The 15588-nt window shown below is 40.6% G+C and carries 19 protein-coding genes and 1 other annotated feature; of the genes, 18 read left to right on the top strand and 1 reads right to left on the bottom strand.

Translation table 11 applies throughout. The features are described from left to right. Position 1 precedes the first annotated feature (1 nt). The 11 genes from minC (at position 2) to pheA (ending at position 7264) form a co-directional block, all read left to right on the top strand. Positions 2–673: a septum site-determining protein MinC gene (gene minC / locus RST01_RS07950; protein ID WP_066788527.1), complete on the top strand. Its 672-nt coding sequence runs from the start codon at positions 2–4 to the stop codon at positions 671–673. Position 674: 1 nt separating this feature from the next. Continuing rightward, entirely contained in the window at positions 675–1472 is a 798-nt protein-coding gene (gene minD, locus RST01_RS07945; protein WP_066788525.1) for a septum site-determining protein MinD, read from the top strand. Positions 1473–1659: 187 nt separating this feature from the next. Next, positions 1660–2181 (top strand): peptidoglycan DD-metalloendopeptidase family protein, encoded by a 522-nt coding sequence (locus RST01_RS07940; protein WP_147195805.1) that lies wholly within the window; start codon positions 1660–1662, stop codon positions 2179–2181. Beyond that, the gene (locus RST01_RS07935; RefSeq protein WP_184117454.1) at positions 2181–2801 is read left to right on the top strand and encodes a M50 family metallopeptidase; all 621 of its coding nucleotides are present in this window, start codon (positions 2181–2183) and stop codon (positions 2799–2801) included. The genes RST01_RS07940 and RST01_RS07935 overlap by 1 nt, the downstream gene beginning before the upstream one ends. 35 nt (positions 2802–2836) lie before the next feature. Beyond that, positions 2837–2911, top strand: a sequence feature (ribosomal protein L21 leader region). Positions 2912–2924: 13 nt separating this feature from the next. Beyond that, the gene (gene rplU / locus RST01_RS07930; RefSeq protein WP_066788515.1) at positions 2925–3233 is read left to right on the top strand and encodes a 50S ribosomal protein L21; all 309 of its coding nucleotides are present in this window, start codon (positions 2925–2927) and stop codon (positions 3231–3233) included. Between the two features lie 15 nt (positions 3234–3248). Next, positions 3249–3590: a ribosomal-processing cysteine protease Prp gene (locus tag RST01_RS07925; RefSeq protein WP_066788512.1), complete on the top strand. Its 342-nt coding sequence runs from the start codon at positions 3249–3251 to the stop codon at positions 3588–3590. 12 nt (positions 3591–3602) lie between these two features. After that, complete coding sequence (rpmA, locus tag RST01_RS07920; RefSeq protein WP_066788509.1) at positions 3603–3899, top strand: 50S ribosomal protein L27; 297 nt, start codon at positions 3603–3605, stop codon at positions 3897–3899. A 198-nt stretch (positions 3900–4097) separates the two neighbouring features. Continuing rightward, entirely contained in the window at positions 4098–4427 is a 330-nt protein-coding gene (locus tag RST01_RS07915; RefSeq protein WP_184117455.1) for a Spo0B domain-containing protein, read from the top strand. 204 nt (positions 4428–4631) lie between these two features. Further along, positions 4632–5921, top strand: coding sequence for a GTPase ObgE (gene obgE / locus RST01_RS07910; protein ID WP_147195800.1), 1290 nt, complete (start codon positions 4632–4634; stop codon positions 5919–5921). A gap of 18 nt (positions 5922–5939) precedes the next feature. After that, entirely contained in the window at positions 5940–6395 is a 456-nt protein-coding gene (gene thrR / locus RST01_RS07905) for a transcriptional regulator ThrR (protein WP_147195798.1), read from the top strand. A gap of 11 nt (positions 6396–6406) precedes the next feature. Then, on the top strand, positions 6407–7264 hold the full coding sequence (pheA, locus tag RST01_RS07900; RefSeq protein WP_184117456.1) for a prephenate dehydratase: 858 nt from the start codon (positions 6407–6409) through the stop codon (positions 7262–7264). Between the two features lie 41 nt (positions 7265–7305). On the opposite strand, the gene RST01_RS07895 is transcribed toward pheA, so the two are convergent. After that, positions 7306–7839 carry a transcription repressor NadR gene (locus tag RST01_RS07895; RefSeq protein ID WP_184117457.1) on the bottom strand — a complete coding sequence of 178 codons (534 nt, stop codon included), beginning with the start codon at positions 7837–7839 and terminating at the stop codon, positions 7306–7308. A 204-nt stretch (positions 7840–8043) separates the two neighbouring features. Between RST01_RS07895 and RST01_RS07890 the strand changes: the two genes are divergently transcribed. From RST01_RS07890 to tgt, 7 genes are all read left to right on the top strand, one after another. Continuing rightward, positions 8044–9198, top strand: a complete 1155-nt coding sequence (locus RST01_RS07890; protein WP_147195792.1) for a pyridoxal-phosphate-dependent aminotransferase family protein — start codon at positions 8044–8046, stop codon at positions 9196–9198. Positions 9199–9412: 214 nt separating this feature from the next. Next, positions 9413–10726, top strand: a complete 1314-nt coding sequence (locus tag RST01_RS07885; protein WP_147195790.1) for a LysM peptidoglycan-binding domain-containing protein — start codon at positions 9413–9415, stop codon at positions 10724–10726. Further along, complete coding sequence (locus RST01_RS07880; protein ID WP_066788485.1) at positions 10727–11587, top strand: phosphotransferase; 861 nt, start codon at positions 10727–10729, stop codon at positions 11585–11587. A 125-nt stretch (positions 11588–11712) separates the two neighbouring features. Continuing rightward, a complete protein-coding gene (gene ruvA / locus RST01_RS07875) occupies positions 11713–12333 on the top strand; it encodes a Holliday junction branch migration protein RuvA (RefSeq protein ID WP_066788483.1) in 621 nt (206 codons plus the stop codon). Positions 12334–12352: 19 nt separating this feature from the next. Beyond that, positions 12353–13357, top strand: coding sequence for a Holliday junction branch migration DNA helicase RuvB (gene ruvB, locus RST01_RS07870; RefSeq protein ID WP_147195788.1), 1005 nt, complete (start codon positions 12353–12355; stop codon positions 13355–13357). Positions 13358–13376: 19 nt separating this feature from the next. Then, entirely contained in the window at positions 13377–14456 is a 1080-nt protein-coding gene (gene queA, locus RST01_RS07865; RefSeq protein WP_147195786.1) for a tRNA preQ1(34) S-adenosylmethionine ribosyltransferase-isomerase QueA, read from the top strand. Beyond that, positions 14434–15576, top strand: a complete 1143-nt coding sequence (gene tgt, locus RST01_RS07860) for a tRNA guanosine(34) transglycosylase Tgt (protein WP_147195784.1) — start codon at positions 14434–14436, stop codon at positions 15574–15576. The genes queA and tgt overlap by 23 nt, the downstream gene beginning before the upstream one ends. The last annotated feature ends 12 nt before the right edge of the window (positions 15577–15588 follow it).

The raw sequence follows: 15588 nt of genomic DNA, 5'->3' as shown, positions 1-15588 counted from the left end.
TTTGACAACTAAGCAGCTAGTCTTAATTAAAGGAACGAAAGAAGGGCTCGTGCTTCAGCTAGATGATCAGTGCGCTTACTCTGATTTATTAGATGAATTAAAGCGCAAAGTCACAGAGGAAGGGCTCGAAGGACAAGCAGAAGTTACTATCCATGTAGGAAATCGATATTGCAACCAAGAGCAGCTGAAAGAAATTCTCCATATTGTTCAAGAATCAAAGTCATTAAAAGTGACAAAGATTAAGAGCGACGTAATTACGATGGAAGAATGCAATGAAAAGCTTTTGAGAAACCAATCATCTACTTACATAGGTATTGTACGATCTGGACAAGAAATAAAGGCTGACGGTGACCTTGTTGTCATTGGGGATGTAAATCCGAATGGCAAAGTGGTTGCTGGCGGCAGTATTTATGTAATGGGCCGATTAAAGGGAATGGCGCATGCGGGGTTTAACGGCAATCGCGATAGTGTAATCGCAGCCTCATGGCTTGAAGCGACACACCTAATGATTGCCGATTTAATGGAATTAATGACCAATGAAATTACCATTCTCGCAAACAAACCTGAAATGGAATGTGCGTATATTCATACAAACGGCCGCATTGCGATTGATCGGTTGCAGGATTTACGAAATCTGAGACCAAATTTATCGACATTTAAGGGAGGAAGCTAATGTGGGTGAAGCTATTGTAATTACTTCGGGTAAAGGTGGAGTAGGTAAAACAACTACTACAGCTAATTTAGGTACTGCATTGGCACTTCAAAATAAAAAAGTTTGCTTGGTCGATACAGACATCGGTTTACGAAATCTAGATGTTATTCTAGGGTTAGAAAATCGGATTATTTACGACTTAGTAGATACGATTGAAGGACGTTGTAAGGTCCATCAAGCATTAGTGAAAGATAAGCGCTTTGATGAATTGCTTTATCTTTTGCCTGCAGCTCAAACGTCTGATAAAAACGCTGTGACACCACAACAGATGAAAACTCTGATAGACGAATTAAAGCTTGAGTTCGACTATGTTTTAATAGACTGTCCAGCAGGGATTGAGCAAGGCTATAAAAACGCAATAGCAGGAGCTGATCGTGCAATTGTTGTGACAACTCCTGAAATTTCTGCTGTTCGTGATGCTGACCGCATTATTGGATTGCTTGAAAAAGAAGAGATTGAACCGCCGAAATTGATTATCAACCGAATTCGGCCGCAACTGATGAAAAGTGGAGATGCACTAGATGTAAATGAAATCACAACACATCTTTCCATTGATTTACTCGGTATCATCCCAGATGATGAACATGTTATTCGTTCTTCTAACAAAGGTGAACCAATCGTTATGGAACCATCTACACAAGCAGCTATTGCTTACCGAAATATTGTTCGCCGTATTTTAGGTGAATCTGTGCCGCTTATGACATTAGAAAATGAACATAAAGGTGTCTTTGCCAAAATCAAAGCCTTGTTCTCAAGATAATTGTCTATAGCTACATAATGTAAAAGTCTTTTGGAAAAGAATTTCCGAAAGGCTTTTTATTTTATTGTCTTGTTTCCTAGCCTAGTACAAGAAAATTAGTAATAGGTTTGGATTGATTATAATTCTGTACTGTTTATCCACACTGCCTCATAAACTATTAGAAAAAGTCTTTTGGGGGTGTGGAGTTTTGAAGAAATGGAAGATTGCTGTATGGATTGCGATTATGTTATTTACCGTTCTTTTTTTGGAGAAAAAGCAAATAATAAAGAGCGATGTAACAGATTACGTTCTTTCAAATGATGACCTATTTATATTAACAAAGTGGACAAAGAGCGTATTCCATGAGGAGGAAAAGGTGCCTGTTATGGCTCCGGTGACAGATGCGTATATCAGTAACTATGATACAATGCAAACTTTTTCAAAGGGCGTTTTGCTCTCTTATGATAAACCAATGACTATTTACGCGAAGCATGACGGCTTTGTCACATTTACAGGCAACACAAAGTCTCTAGGCAAAACGATGACTGTTACATATGATACGGGAGAGAGGGTCACGTATGGCTTATTGAAGACATTAGATTATTTGCCGTATACCTCGCTTAGAGAAGGCGAAGCCCTATCATCAATGGAGCCGGGCACGTTTTACTTGCAGGTGGAACGCAAGGGTGCCGTTTTAGATCCTGGTTCATTAAAAGAATGGCTACAATAATGCTGAAAGTGAAGCTTCACCCAACACTTTTGCCTATCATCGTTTGGCTAGTTCTGACAGGACAGTTTGCAAACTATGCACTGTTATTTTTATCATTGTGCATTCATGAGTTAGGGCACCTGATAGTTGCATATCTTGTGGGGGCCAATATAAAATCCTGTGTGATCATGCCTTATGGAGGCGAAATACAATTCAGCAAGAGCTGGCAAATGACCAAACAACAACAGTTGCTCATTACCATGGCAGGTCCGTTTGCCACTCTTCTCTTATTCCTCCTAGCACTCTTTTTTTTGCCACAAAATTTGAGCGTGCCCTTGCAAACAATTCAGCTTTTATTACTCTTATTGAATTTATTGCCGATTTGGCCGTTAGATGGAGGACGGATCGTTGAAATCCTGTGGAGTGAAAAAAAATCAATTATCCAAACAAAAACGTCTTTTTTAGCTTTTTCTATGTCCTGTTGTTTCCTGTGCATGCTAATGGCATTATTATATATACCGGAATCTTTCTTTTTTATTTTGATACTTATTCTCTTATTCATTCAAAATATACAGGCATTTCGATACCGTCGATATGAACAAGCTTTCGAAAACATCGTATTAAATAGGTTGACGCCATAGTTTTGGTATGATAAAATTTCTAATGTTATGTAGCACCCGTGCTACAACCGCGCTGAAAAGGTTTAAGCATCAATTATGATCACCTATTGAAGGCGAGTCTGAGTTATCTAAGGAGGTGCAGTTATGTACGCAATTATTGAAACTGGTGGTAAACAAGTTAAAGTAGAAGCTGGCCAAGCAATCTACGTTGAAAAAATCAACGCACAAGCTGGTGAAACAGTTACTTTTGACAAAGTTCTTTTTGTTGGTGGCGATGACGTTAAAGTTGGTGCTCCATTCGTTGAAGGAGCAACAGTTACAGCTAAAGTTGAAAAACAAGGCCGTGCGAAAAAAATCGTTGTTTTCAAATTGAAAGCTAAAAAGAACTACCGTCGTAAACAAGGTCACCGTCAACCATACACAAAATTAGTTGTTGAAACAATCAACGCTTAATGATGGGGTGATATTGTGATCACTATTACAGTTCATAGCGATGAAAATCGAAAGTCATATGGCTTTGAAGTCTCAGGTCATGCCTATTCAGGCGATCCTGGTCATGATTTAGTATGCGCCGGCGTATCTGCCATTGCTTTTGGCAGTGTCAATGCGATTGGACAAATACTTCAATTACAACCGGGGATTGAGCAAGGCGAAAACGGGGGATATTTATCCTGTGTTATCGACCAAACGACTCTTGATGCTGAGCTTGATGCAAAACTGCAAATTATTCTCCAAACAATGGTAACGCAATTCTATACGATGGTTGCCAGTTACGGAGATTTTATCGAATTAAAATATAAGATGATCTAGGAGGTGGAACATATGTTACTAGTATCTTTAGATTTGCAATTCTTCGCTTCTAAAAAAGGTGTAGGTTCTACTAAGAACGGTCGTGACTCTGAGTCTAAACGTTTAGGCGCTAAACGTGCTGATGGTCAATTTGCTACTGCTGGTTCTATTTTATACCGTCAACGCGGTACTAAAATTTACCCAGGTGAAAACGTAGGTCGCGGTGGTGACGATACTTTATTCGCTAAAATCGATGGTGTTGTAAAATTCGAACGCCTAGGTCGCGATAAACGTAAAGTCAGCGTATACCCAGTTGCTCAAGAAGCTTAATAGCAGGGTATGAAGACTAGACGGCTGTCTCAAGAGTGTATCTGCACCTTGAGACAGCCTCTTTCTTTATAATAATCATACCTTATCAAAATCGGCTTTCGCTCTATTTTGCGAAAGTCGTTTTTTCAAATAGAAGAAAAATATTTCTGGAATTGGTATACTAATATTGCAATTGTTCAAGCAAAGGAGCGTGTAGTCTTGTCGAAGCATCAATCACTCAACGTAAATGAAGTGCTGCGCTTTGCGAACCATGATTTTATGAATCAACTTCAATTAATCAAAATGAACCTTGATTTGGGTCGCCTAGAAGAAGCGAAAAAAGCTGTTGAACAAACAGCAGAGCAATGCAAAACCTTCTTTTCAATCAATAAAATGGGTTTGCCAAAGACAATCGACTGGATTCATACACTAGAATGGCGCTATCCAAGTATTCATGTGAACGTAGAAACTAACATTGATGAAAAGATTAACCAAGAAGCAGACAATGTGGTATGCGATTATTTAGAAGGCGCTTTCACATATCTATGAAGTGCTTGATCCATTCGTAGACCAACAGCTATCGTTGCAAATATATGCTAGTAACCAACAATTTGAAATAGAATTTCATTTAATTGGCCATTGGAGCCAAAAAGAGCATTATCATATTCTAAAGCACCCATTCATCATGAATGAAGAAATTTCTTTTACACAAAATGAATGGCATATGATTATTACGAAAAAGGAGGGAATTTAATGTTTGTCGATCACGTAAAAGTTTATGTTAAAGGTGGAGATGGCGGCGATGGAATGGTAGCCTTCCGCCGTGAAAAATTTATTCCAAACGGTGGCCCGGCAGGCGGTGACGGAGGGAATGGCGGAGATGTTGTATTTATCGTAGATGAAGGTCTACGTACATTAATGGATTTCCGTTTTAAACGTCATTTTAAAGCAGACCGCGGCGAACATGGTATGAGCAAAAATATGCATGGCAAAAGGGCTGGAGCTATGTATGTATCTGTTCCTCCAGGAACTGTTGTGACGGACGAAGAGACAGGTCGCGTTATTGCAGATTTAGTAGAACATGGACAAAAAGCAGTCATTGCTAAAGGTGGCCGCGGTGGTCGCGGAAACTCTCGTTTTGCTACACCTGCAAATCCGGCTCCGGAACTTTCAGAAAAAGGTGAGCCTGGCCAAGAGCTAAATGTAGTTTTAGAACTAAAAGTATTAGCCGATGTTGGATTAGTTGGATTCCCAAGTGTGGGCAAGTCAACCTTATTATCTGTCGTGACCTCTGCTAAGCCTAAAATCGGCGCTTATCATTTTACTACAATAGTGCCTAACTTAGGAATGGTACGTGTAGAGGATGGACGAAGCTTCGCTATGGCAGATTTGCCAGGTTTAATTGAAGGCGCATCAGAAGGAGTTGGACTTGGACACCAATTTTTACGTCACATTGAGCGTACTCGTGTAATCGTCCATGTAATTGATATGTCTGGTATGGAAGGTCGAGATCCATATGAAGATTATTTGACAATCAACAAAGAGTTAGAACAATACAATATGCGATTGACTGAACGACCGCAAATTATTGTTGCCAATAAAATGGACATGCCGGAAGCGGAAGAAAACCTAGAAGAATTCCGTACTAAAGTAGGAAGCGATGCTAGAATATTCCCGATTTCTGCTGTTTCACGCCAAGGCTTGAAAGAAATGCTATTTGCTGTAGCAGATCTATTGGATGAAACGCCAGAATTCTCATTGAATGAAATCGAAGAGGAAGAAACAGAAGCAACGGTTCTTTACAAACATGAGGCAAAAGGCAAGGACTTTGTTATTACACGTGATGATGACGGAGCATTTGTGTTATCTGGGGATTCAATTGAACGCCTATTCAAGATGACAGACTTTAGCCGCGAAGAATCTGTTCGCCGCTTCTCACGCCAAATGCGAGGTATGGGTGTGGATGATGCTCTACGTGAACGTGGCGCGCAAAACGGCGATACGGTTCGTTTGTTGAAATTTGAATTTGATTTTGTTGAGTAGGATTCAGGGGGGAAAAGGATGAAAAATATAGCAGATCAACGCTATTATTTAGTACGCGAAGATGTGTTAACAGATGCCATGCAAAAAACATTGGAAGCCAAGCATTTATTGCAAACAGGTGTTGTTTCTTCCATATGGGATGCTGTGAAACAAGTCGATTTATCAAGAAGTGCGTTTTATAAGTATCGAGATGCTGTTTTCCCTTTTCACTCCATTGTACAAGAACGCATTTTAACTGTTTTTTTGCAGCTTGAAGACCGTAAAGGAACGTTAGCAAGGCTTTTAAACACTGTAACCGACGCGCATTGTAATATCTTAACAATCCATCAAACAATCCCTATCCAAGGCCGTGCAAATGTGACACTTTCACTTGATGTAACGGTAATGGAAGGGGAATTGGATGAGTTAATCCAACGTCTCAAAAAATTAGACTTTGTCGAATCGGCGGAGGTAATTAGCTCAGGCGCTTTATAGGAGGGAGTTTATTGTCACAGGATCAACGTGTAGCTTATTTAGGACCAGAAGGAACTTTTACACATTTAGCAGCACAGCAACTCTTTTTAGATGATCAGCTTTCTTCATTTCAAAGTATTCCTGCTTGTATCGAAGCAGTTGCGAGTAAGCGCGTGAGTTATGCAATCGTGCCGCTTGAAAATGCGCTAGAGGGTACTGTACCTCTAACAATAGATTACTTGTTTCATGAAGCGGAATTATATGTCGTAGGGGAAGTATTGACGCCGATTGAACAGCATCTTTTAGTGCATCCGCAGCAAGCTAAGAATTGGGAAACATTAACGGATATTTATTCGCACCCGCATGCACTAGCTCAGTGCCATAAATATTTGTACAACCATTTTCATGGAGTTCCGTTGCATGAGACAGCTTCTACTGCTGCTGCAGCCAAGTATATTGCTGAGCATCCGAATGAGTGCATCGGAGCGATTGGCAACAAAGCGGCTGCTGAAACGTATAAGTTGAAAATTGTAGAACGTTATATTCATGATTTTCACTTTAACCATACACGATTTTTCATATTAGCGAATGAAAATCAACGCTTGTTGCAACAGGGCCATGAGGAACAGATAAAGACCACGTTAATGATTGAACTGCCTAGCGACCGTTCAGGAGCTTTACATCAAATATTATCTGTCTTCGCGTGGCGCCAAATTAATTTGAGCAAAATCGAATCACGTCCATTAAAAACAGGCTTAGGTGATTACTTCTTTACTTTAGATGTATTGGAAGACGAAAATGCGCCAATGATGAGAGGTGCAATGGAGGAACTGGCTGCGCTAGATTGCACTGTGAAAACTTTAGGCAGCTACTTTACATATAAAAAGTAACAAAAAAAGTGTCCAGACATGATGGACACTTTTTTGTATCTCTAATTATTACTTAGAAGATAATTTTTTTGTTGTAAAAGGCTTTCGGCCAGGTCTAATTGCTCTTCTGTAGGAGCAGATATTGTATGCAGATGTGAACCGCCTGTTAATGCCGATAAGGGTGTAGCATTGGTCTCACGTGATTTTTGAAGGAATTGTTGCACCTCAAAACGATTTTTAACCATTATAGCCGCGGTGATTTCACCATATAATGGATGTTCTACTGTCACATCTTTCACAGTAATGCCTGCATCCACTAGCGTGTTCAACTCATCTTCTGTTTGGTCAGCTGTATGGTGAACTGCGATTTGGCGTTCAAATACTTGCTGCTTAGACTCTATGCTCATATAAAGATAGCCTTGGCTCGTAGCGATGATAGGCTCATTGCGGGCTTTTAATAAAGCAATGTCATTTACTATTACTTGCCGAGATACATTTGTTTTCTTGGCAAATTCTGTTCCAGTAATGGCTTGTCCAGTTGTTTTCAGTAAATCTAATAAATAAGCCCTGCGTTCTTCTCCTAATAATTTTTTCATACATAACACCTCAAAATAGCTTAAGTGTCTTTAGTGTACCATGAAATCAATTGTCGTATCTGTTTAATTGGCACTTGTATGTAGCAAAACTTATGTCGTCTTGCTGTGCTAAGCTCTCCTAGACACCTACTATCATAATCTTTGGTATAATAAATTTAGGAAAAGATAAAATACCTTTATTAAACTGTTAAAGGAGAAAAATGTATGTATTCAAATATTCTAAGACATCCAGGTCCAACACCTATACCGAAGAAAGTGCAGCTTGCAATGAGCCAAGATATTATTAGCCATCGAAGCGAAGAATTCGTTAAGCTATTTCGTGAGACTACTAATCGCGTAAAACCTATCTTTGGAACAAAACAAGAAATCTTACTGCTCCCATCTGGTGGTACTGCCGCATTAGAAGCAGCTGTTGTTAACACTGTTTCCCCTGGTGAGGAAGTTGTCGTAGTTAGTATCGGTGCCTTTGGTGATTATTTCGTTTCTATTTGCGAAAAACATGGGTTCCATGCGCATGTATTAAGAAAACCTTGGGGCGAAGCATGTACCGCTGAAGATCTTGCTACATTTTTAGAACCTTTATCAAATATTAAAGCTGTATTTGTCACTTATAATGAAACTTCGACAGGTATTTTAAATCCGGTTAAAGAACTGGCGAAAGTTGTACGTGAGAAATCAGATGCATTGTTTATCGTAGACGGAGTAAGCTGTATTGGCGGGGTTCCTGTCAAAATGGATCAATGGGGCATTGATATTTTAGTAACAGGATCACAAAAAGCAATGATGCTGCCGCCAGGTCTTGCCTTTGTTAGTGTCAGTGACAGAGCATGGAAAGTAATTGAAGAGAATAAAACCTCTGCTTATTACTTGAATTTATTAAGCTACCGAGAATGGGCACAAAAAGGAATGACGCCGAATACACCAGCAATTACATTGATTTATGGTCTTTCTGCAGCATGCGATTTGATTGAAGCAGAAGGCTTTGATCAAACAGTTGCTCGCCACGAACTTATGAAGGATATGGTACGTGCAGCTATGAAAGCTTTATCTATTGGGGTGTTAACTTCTGATGAATATGCTTCACCTACAATCACAGCTATTATGGCACCTGAAGGAATAAATCTTTCTCAATTCCTTGGACATTTAAAGAAACAATATCATCTTGATTTTGCTGGGGGACTAGGCGAACTACAAGGGAAAATCTTCCGTTTTGGTCATATGGGATACTGCTTCCCAAGTGATATTTTGCAAGCTATTTCTTTAATAGAAGCAGGTTTGCAAGATTTTAATTATTCTTTCGAACCGGCTGCAGGTATATCTGCAGCACAAAAAGTTTTTCTGGAAGCACAAAAAAAATAAAATAATCTTCAGCTATGAGATTATAAACCTGTTCCTGAATGTGGGAACAGGTTTTTTTGTTGTTCAGCTAAATAACTAAACTCCCTTTTTTAAGAAATTTCTTCTAGTTTGTCGATTTGTTGCATAGTGTAACATGAAAGGCCAATCAAATGACGAATTAAGTGTCCAATTCCCGATGCTTTTCATATGGTAAGGAGACGGAAGGAGGAAAAACGTGCGCGTTCATACTGTCAAAAAGGGCGATACATTGTGGAAAATTGCGAGGCAATACGGCATTTCCTTTGAAGAATTAAAACGATTAAACGCCCATCTAGCGAATCCTGACTATATTGTTCCTGGTATGGAGCTATTCCTGCCTGAACCAAAAAAAGAGGTGCCAAAAGAGCACCACACACCGCCGGTGAAAGAAATGCCGAGAGTAAAAGAGGTGCCACACCAACCAAAAGAGCTGCCGGTTGTCCCCCCGAAGGAACAAACGGTGTTGCCGCCAAAAGAGCACCATGTACCAAGACCAAAGGAACAACCAAAAGAGCATCATGTTCCAAAGCCAAAAGAACAACCGAAAGTAATGCCGCCAAAGCCGCCGATGCCTGTTAAAGAAAAAGAAGTTCCGGTTCCTATTCCAGTTCCGGTACCAGTACCTCCACCGGAGCCAGTGCCAAGGCCTCATCCACACCCGTTTGAAGAAAGTCGACCTGTAAGAGCTAGAGTGGAGATCATTGAGCAACATGAAGAACAATTCATCATTCAACCGAAAAGAGAGGTAGTGGAGTACAAACCAAGCTTACCTCCAGTACCGCCTGTAATGCCATACTTACCTCAACCCCCACTGCCTCCAAAATATGAAGGATGTAAGGAAGAGGTATATCAACCTTGCCACCCTATAATGCCAATGCCAATGCCAAAACCGTTCCCACATTTCTGCAGCAGTTGTGGTTGCGGAGGTAGCCATCCAATGATGCCAATGCCGATACAGCCGATTTGGCATGCCCCTGCACCCCATTGGATGGGCCCAATGCAGCCACAGTGGCAAATGCCGGAATCTACAAGAGAGTGTGAATCAACAACGTTTGATCAGCATGCAGTGCCAATGCCACCACAGAACATAAATGGCTGTAGCAGCTGTGGCGGAGGACAACAAGTGATGCCATGGCCAATGCCTGCACCGCAGTGGGGACCGCCAATGGCACAACCAATGCCACAGTGGCAAATGCCTGAAAAAACTCAAGAATGTGAATCATCTTCATTAGATACACCAAAACACCATGACTTCCATGGGCATGATTATTATGGTCAATTCCCGCAGCAAATGGAGCAAAGTGGCATGCCGCCAAATATGGCTCCTCAATATGACCAGCAGTGGCAGTTCGATCCTTATGCTATGCCTCAAGCCATGCCGTATTATCCAATGCCACCTCACCAATGGCATGGAGCTTGCAACTGTCCAGCTTGCTTATCGGCTCAAGGATACTCCTACCATCCATACTATGCGCCACAATTCCCGCAAGCGGGTTATGAGACCTATTAGTTGAACAATTTTCAGATAAAAAAAAGAATCAAAAAAAATGTTTGGCAATGTCAAGCGGGCAATAAAGAAGTAATGGTCAAAAAATATGAGCATATACTGGTTGCGAAAAAAGTGAAAGCGGTTCATGATACGCTTGCTGACATGGAATTTCCACATACGTTACCTAATACAAAGTTAGAAAATAATATTCTGACTCAACCATGGGTGAAAAACGCACGGCGATTTAACTATAAATCAAAAATAGATCGCAAAAAATCTCTTGAGCTCATTCACCAATTGCACAAAACGGGGAAGAATAATAATTGGTCTAAGGCTGATTATTATTTGCCCGCTTATGATTTGCAATTGAAATGGCAAGAACGCCTTCAGAAATTCATTATGCATATTCCACAAATCTCAATATACTTAGGCAACGAAAAATGTGACCAACTTGTTCTTTATGCAAGAAAAGCGCTCAAAGAACTGCAAAATGTAGAGCCTTTGACAAGCAAAAAAACAATTTTGCATGGGGACGTCGTTCACCATAACTTTTTAAAAGATGCCAAAGGGAAAGACTACATGATCGATTTTGACCTTTGTGCGTACGGCCACCCAGAAGAAGAGCTCATCATGTGGATGCATCGAGTTTTGCCGCATGTCCAATACAATTTAAAATCGCTCCTAAAAGAGCAGCCGTTATTATCAGACTTTCCTAAAAGCTATTTGCAAGCATTGCGTTATCCGAATGAGTTGTTGCGTGAATGGTTGTATGTAAAAACAGTCGAAAATGAAAAGCAACAAACGTTTGTGGAGGATTTATTACGCTTTACGGAAGTGGCGCTCTCTTCTTGGCCAAAATTATGGTATGATTGTGGTAGGTAAAATAATGATATTTTTATATTTTAAGATAGGTCTTTCAGGGCCTATCTTTTTTAAGGCGAAGGCGAACATGCATCCGCCGTTTAAAAGTGCTATAATGAATATCGTTACGCAAAAAGGAGAATGTTATGTACGACTACATAATTGGCACGGCTACACGTATTACCCCCGAATATATTGTCGTTGAACAGCAAGGGATTGGCTGGCAGTTATTTACGCCGAACCCGTTTGCTTTTCAAATGGACAAGGCCGATGTAAAGTTCTATACACATTTGCATGTTCGGGAAGATGCGCAGCTATTATTTGCCTTTCAATCACTAGAAGAGCGAGAGTTATTTCGAAAGCTGATTCAAGTGTCCGGTATTGGACCAAAAGGAGCGCTTGCCATATTAGCTAGTGGCAATCCACAACAAGTTATCCAGGCGATAGAACAAGAGGATGAGAAGTTCCTTGTTAAATTCCCTGGCGTTGGGAAGAAAACTGCTCGCCAAATGATACTTGATCTAAAAGGAAAGCTTGGCAGCCTGCTTGATAATATAGAATTAGCAAGTGCCCAAGATGAACTGCCGCTATTTGGTGTTCATCATAATAAGGATGAGTTAGAGGATGCTTTGCTAGCACTTGCAGCATTAGGTTATTCTGAAAAAGAATTAGCCAAAATTCGCATACCGCTTGAAAATAATGAGGGCTTAAATACAACAGAAGATTATATGAAACAAGCTTTGAAGTTACTGTTAAAACAACAATAACGGATAGGAGGTAAATAAAATGGAAGAACGAGTCGTATCAAGCGAAGCTACTGCGTTTGATGAAGGTTTGGAGTTGTCATTGCGCCCGCAAAATCTTGCGCAATATATTGGTCAGCAAAAGGTCAAAGACAACCTAAAAATCTTTATCGAAGCGGCAAAAATGCGAGAAGAAAGCTTAGACCATGTCTTGCTTTATGGACCTCCGGGGCTTGGGAAAACAACCTTAGCCGCTGTCATTGCGAATGAAATGGGTACAAATATCAAAATGACGAGCGGTCCAGCTATTGAACGTCCTGGCGACTTAGCAGCGATTTTGAGCTCCTTAGAACCTGGAGATGTGCTATTTATTGATGAGATTCATCGTTTGCCTCGAGCAATAGAAGAAGTTCTATATCCAGCAATGGAAGATTTTTGTTTGGATATTGTGGTCGGTAAAGGGCCAGAAGCAAGATCTATTAGGTTGGATTTGCCTCCTTTTACATTAGTTGGCGCTACCACTAGGGCAGGAGCGCTATCTGCTCCACTTAGAGACCGTTTTGGTGTATTATTACGATTAGACTACTATGATGAGTATTCTTTAGCAGAAATAGTGTGCAGAAGTGCAGAGCTCTTCGATGTCGTGATTGACCAAAATGCTGCAGGCGAATTAGCAAGGCGCTCAAGGGGTACCCCGCGAATTGCCAATCGCTTGTTAAAAAGGGTACGCGATTATGCCCAAGTGATCGGAGACGGGGTAATCTCTCACTTCCTATCACAAGATGCATTAGAACGTCTGCAAGTTGATCCACTGGGACTAGACCATATAGATCATAAATTGATTGTAACTATGATCGAAAGATTCCGTGGCGGGCCGGTCGGATTAGATACGATTGCGGCAAGTATAGGTGAGGAATCAACGACCATTGAAGACGTTTATGAACCTTATTTAATGCAGATTGGTTTTATTCAGCGTACACCAAGAGGACGAATCGTTACAGCTCTAGCCTATAGTCATTTCGGTTACGAAAAAACACAAGAATCTTAATATAAAGAAGGAAAGACAAATGAAATTAGAAGACTTTGATTATGAATTACCAGAAGAATTAATTGCCCAAGTACCACTTGAAGACCGTACTTCTAGCCGGTTGATGGTATTAGATCGTGAAACAGGCGAGGTATCACATCATCATTTCAGAGATATTGTCAATGAACTCCAAGAAGGAGACTGCTTAATCTTAAATGATACACGCGTGCTTCCTGCCCGTTTGATTGGTGTGAAAGAAGAAACAGGTGCCCATATTGAGGTATTATTGTTAAAACAAACGAGCGATGATGAGTGGGAAACATTAGTCAAACCTGCAAAACGCGTAAAAGTAGGAACTGTTCTTACTTTTGGCGAGGGTCTGTTAAAAGCTACTTGTACTGGTGAGTTGGCGCATGGTGGTCGAATGTTTAAATTTGAATATGAAGGCATTTTTATTGAAATCTTAGAAAAACTAGGAACAATGCCACTGCCGCCGTATATCCATGAAAAATTAGAAGACCAAGAGCGCTACCAAACGGTTTATTCAAAAGAGCTTGGATCAGCAGCAGCACCAACAGCAGGACTTCACTTTACAGAGGAACTATTGGAGGAAATCCGACAAAAAGGCGTGAAAGTTGCATTTTTGACATTGCATGTCGGCATAGGAACATTCCGTCCAGTAAGCGTCGAGAATATTGAGGAACACGATATGCACGCTGAATTCTATCACTTAACTGAAGAAACAGCCAGCATTATTAAGGAAACACAGGCTAATGGTGGTCGTGTAATCGCTGTCGGTACTACTTCTACTAGAACACTTGAAACAATCGCGCATCGCAATAATGGAAATATAGTCGCTGAGTCTGGTTGGACTACCATATTCATTTATCCAGGGTTTGAATATCTAGCTGTTGATGGTATGGTGACGAATTTTCATTTGCCAAAGTCTACATTGGTAATGATGATAAGTGCCCTTGCAGGGAGAGAAAATGTTCTGAACGCTTATAAAACTGCTGTAGAAAACAAATATCGTTTCTTCAGCTTTGGCGATGCCATGTTCATCCGACCTAAAAGAAAGAAAGAAAGGAAATTAAATTATGTCTCAAGCAATTCGATATGAGCTTATTAAAACAGATAAGCAAACAGGAGCACGTCTCGGCATCGTGCATACACCGCATGGTTCTTTTGAAACACCAGCATTTATGCCAGTAGGTACACAAGCGTCTGTCAAAACGATGGCGCCAGAAGAAGTAAAAGAAATGGGTGCCGGTATTATTTTGAGCAACACGTATCATTTATGGCTGCGTCCTGGCCATGAAATCATTCGTGAGGCTGGTGGCTTGCACAAATTTATGAATTGGGATCGCGCTATATTAACAGATTCTGGCGGCTTCCAAGTATTTAGCTTAAGCGATATCCGCCGCATTGAAGAAGAAGGCGTTCATTTCCGTAATCACTTAAATGGTGATAAGCTGTTCCTAAGTCCAGAAAAAGCAATGGAAATCCAAAATGCTCTAGGTTCTGATATTATGATGGCATTTGATGAATGTCCTCCGTATCCTGCAACTTTTGAGTATATGAAGAAATCTGTTGAACGTACATCACGTTGGGCTGAAAGATGTTTAGAAGCGCATGCAAGACCACAAGATCAGGGTTTATTCGGTATTGTTCAAGGTGGGGAATTTGAAGAACTTCGTAAGCAGTCTGCAAAGGATCTTGTGTCGCTTGATTTCCCTGGCTATGCAATTGGTGGATTATCCGTTGGGGAGCCAAAGGATATTATGAACCGCATGTTGGAATATACAACTCCGCTCTTACCAACAAACAAGCCGCGCTACCTAATGGGCGTGGGTTCTCCTGACTCATTGATAGATGGAGCTATTCGTGGGATTGATATGTTTGACTGTGTACTGCCAACACGTATTGCCCGTAATGGTACATGCATGACAAGCCAAGGAAGACTGGTCATAAAAAATGCTAAATTTGCTCGTGATTTTGGACCGCTTGATCCTAACTGTGATTGCTATACTTGCAAAAACTACTCACGTGCATATATACGGCATCTAATTAAAGCGGATGAGACATTCGGCATTCGTTTGACAAGTTACCACAATCTGTATTTCTTGCAAGATTTAATGCGCCAAGTGCGCCAAGCAATCCGTGAAGATCGCTTAGGCGATTTCCGTGAAGAATTCTTCGAACAATATGGTTTTAATAAACCAAATGCGAAAAACTTCTAAACCTAGTATAAT

Origin of the sequence: Rummeliibacillus stabekisii, assembly GCF_007988965.1 — a bacterium.
GTDB lineage: Bacteria > Bacillota > Bacilli > Bacillales_A > Planococcaceae > Rummeliibacillus > Rummeliibacillus stabekisii.
Note: the sequence above shows the minus strand (reverse complement) of the source record. Positions and strands in the feature narration are given on the sequence as shown.

Excerpts from the sequence above, each read along its gene's own strand:
- RST01_RS07935 (WP_184117454.1), top strand. The coding sequence starts at position 2,181 with ATGCTGAAAGTGAAGCTTCACCCAACACTTTTGCCTATCATCGTTTGG.
- rplU (WP_066788515.1), top strand. The coding sequence starts at position 2,925 with ATGTACGCAATTATTGAAACTGGTGGTAAACAAGTTAAAGTAGAAGCT.
- rpmA (WP_066788509.1), top strand. The coding sequence starts at position 3,603 with ATGTTACTAGTATCTTTAGATTTGCAATTCTTCGCTTCTAAAAAAGGT.
- obgE (WP_147195800.1), top strand. The coding sequence starts at position 4,632 with ATGTTTGTCGATCACGTAAAAGTTTATGTTAAAGGTGGAGATGGCGGC.
- thrR (WP_147195798.1), top strand. The coding sequence starts at position 5,940 with ATGAAAAATATAGCAGATCAACGCTATTATTTAGTACGCGAAGATGTG.
- RST01_RS07895 (WP_184117457.1), bottom strand. The coding sequence starts at position 7,839 with ATGAAAAAATTATTAGGAGAAGAACGCAGGGCTTATTTATTAGATTTA.
- RST01_RS07890 (WP_147195792.1), top strand. The coding sequence starts at position 8,044 with ATGTATTCAAATATTCTAAGACATCCAGGTCCAACACCTATACCGAAG.
- ruvA (WP_066788483.1), top strand. The coding sequence starts at position 11,713 with ATGTACGACTACATAATTGGCACGGCTACACGTATTACCCCCGAATAT.
- ruvB (WP_147195788.1), top strand. The coding sequence starts at position 12,353 with ATGGAAGAACGAGTCGTATCAAGCGAAGCTACTGCGTTTGATGAAGGT.
- queA (WP_147195786.1), top strand. The coding sequence starts at position 13,377 with ATGAAATTAGAAGACTTTGATTATGAATTACCAGAAGAATTAATTGCC.
- tgt (WP_147195784.1), top strand. The coding sequence starts at position 14,434 with ATGTCTCAAGCAATTCGATATGAGCTTATTAAAACAGATAAGCAAACA.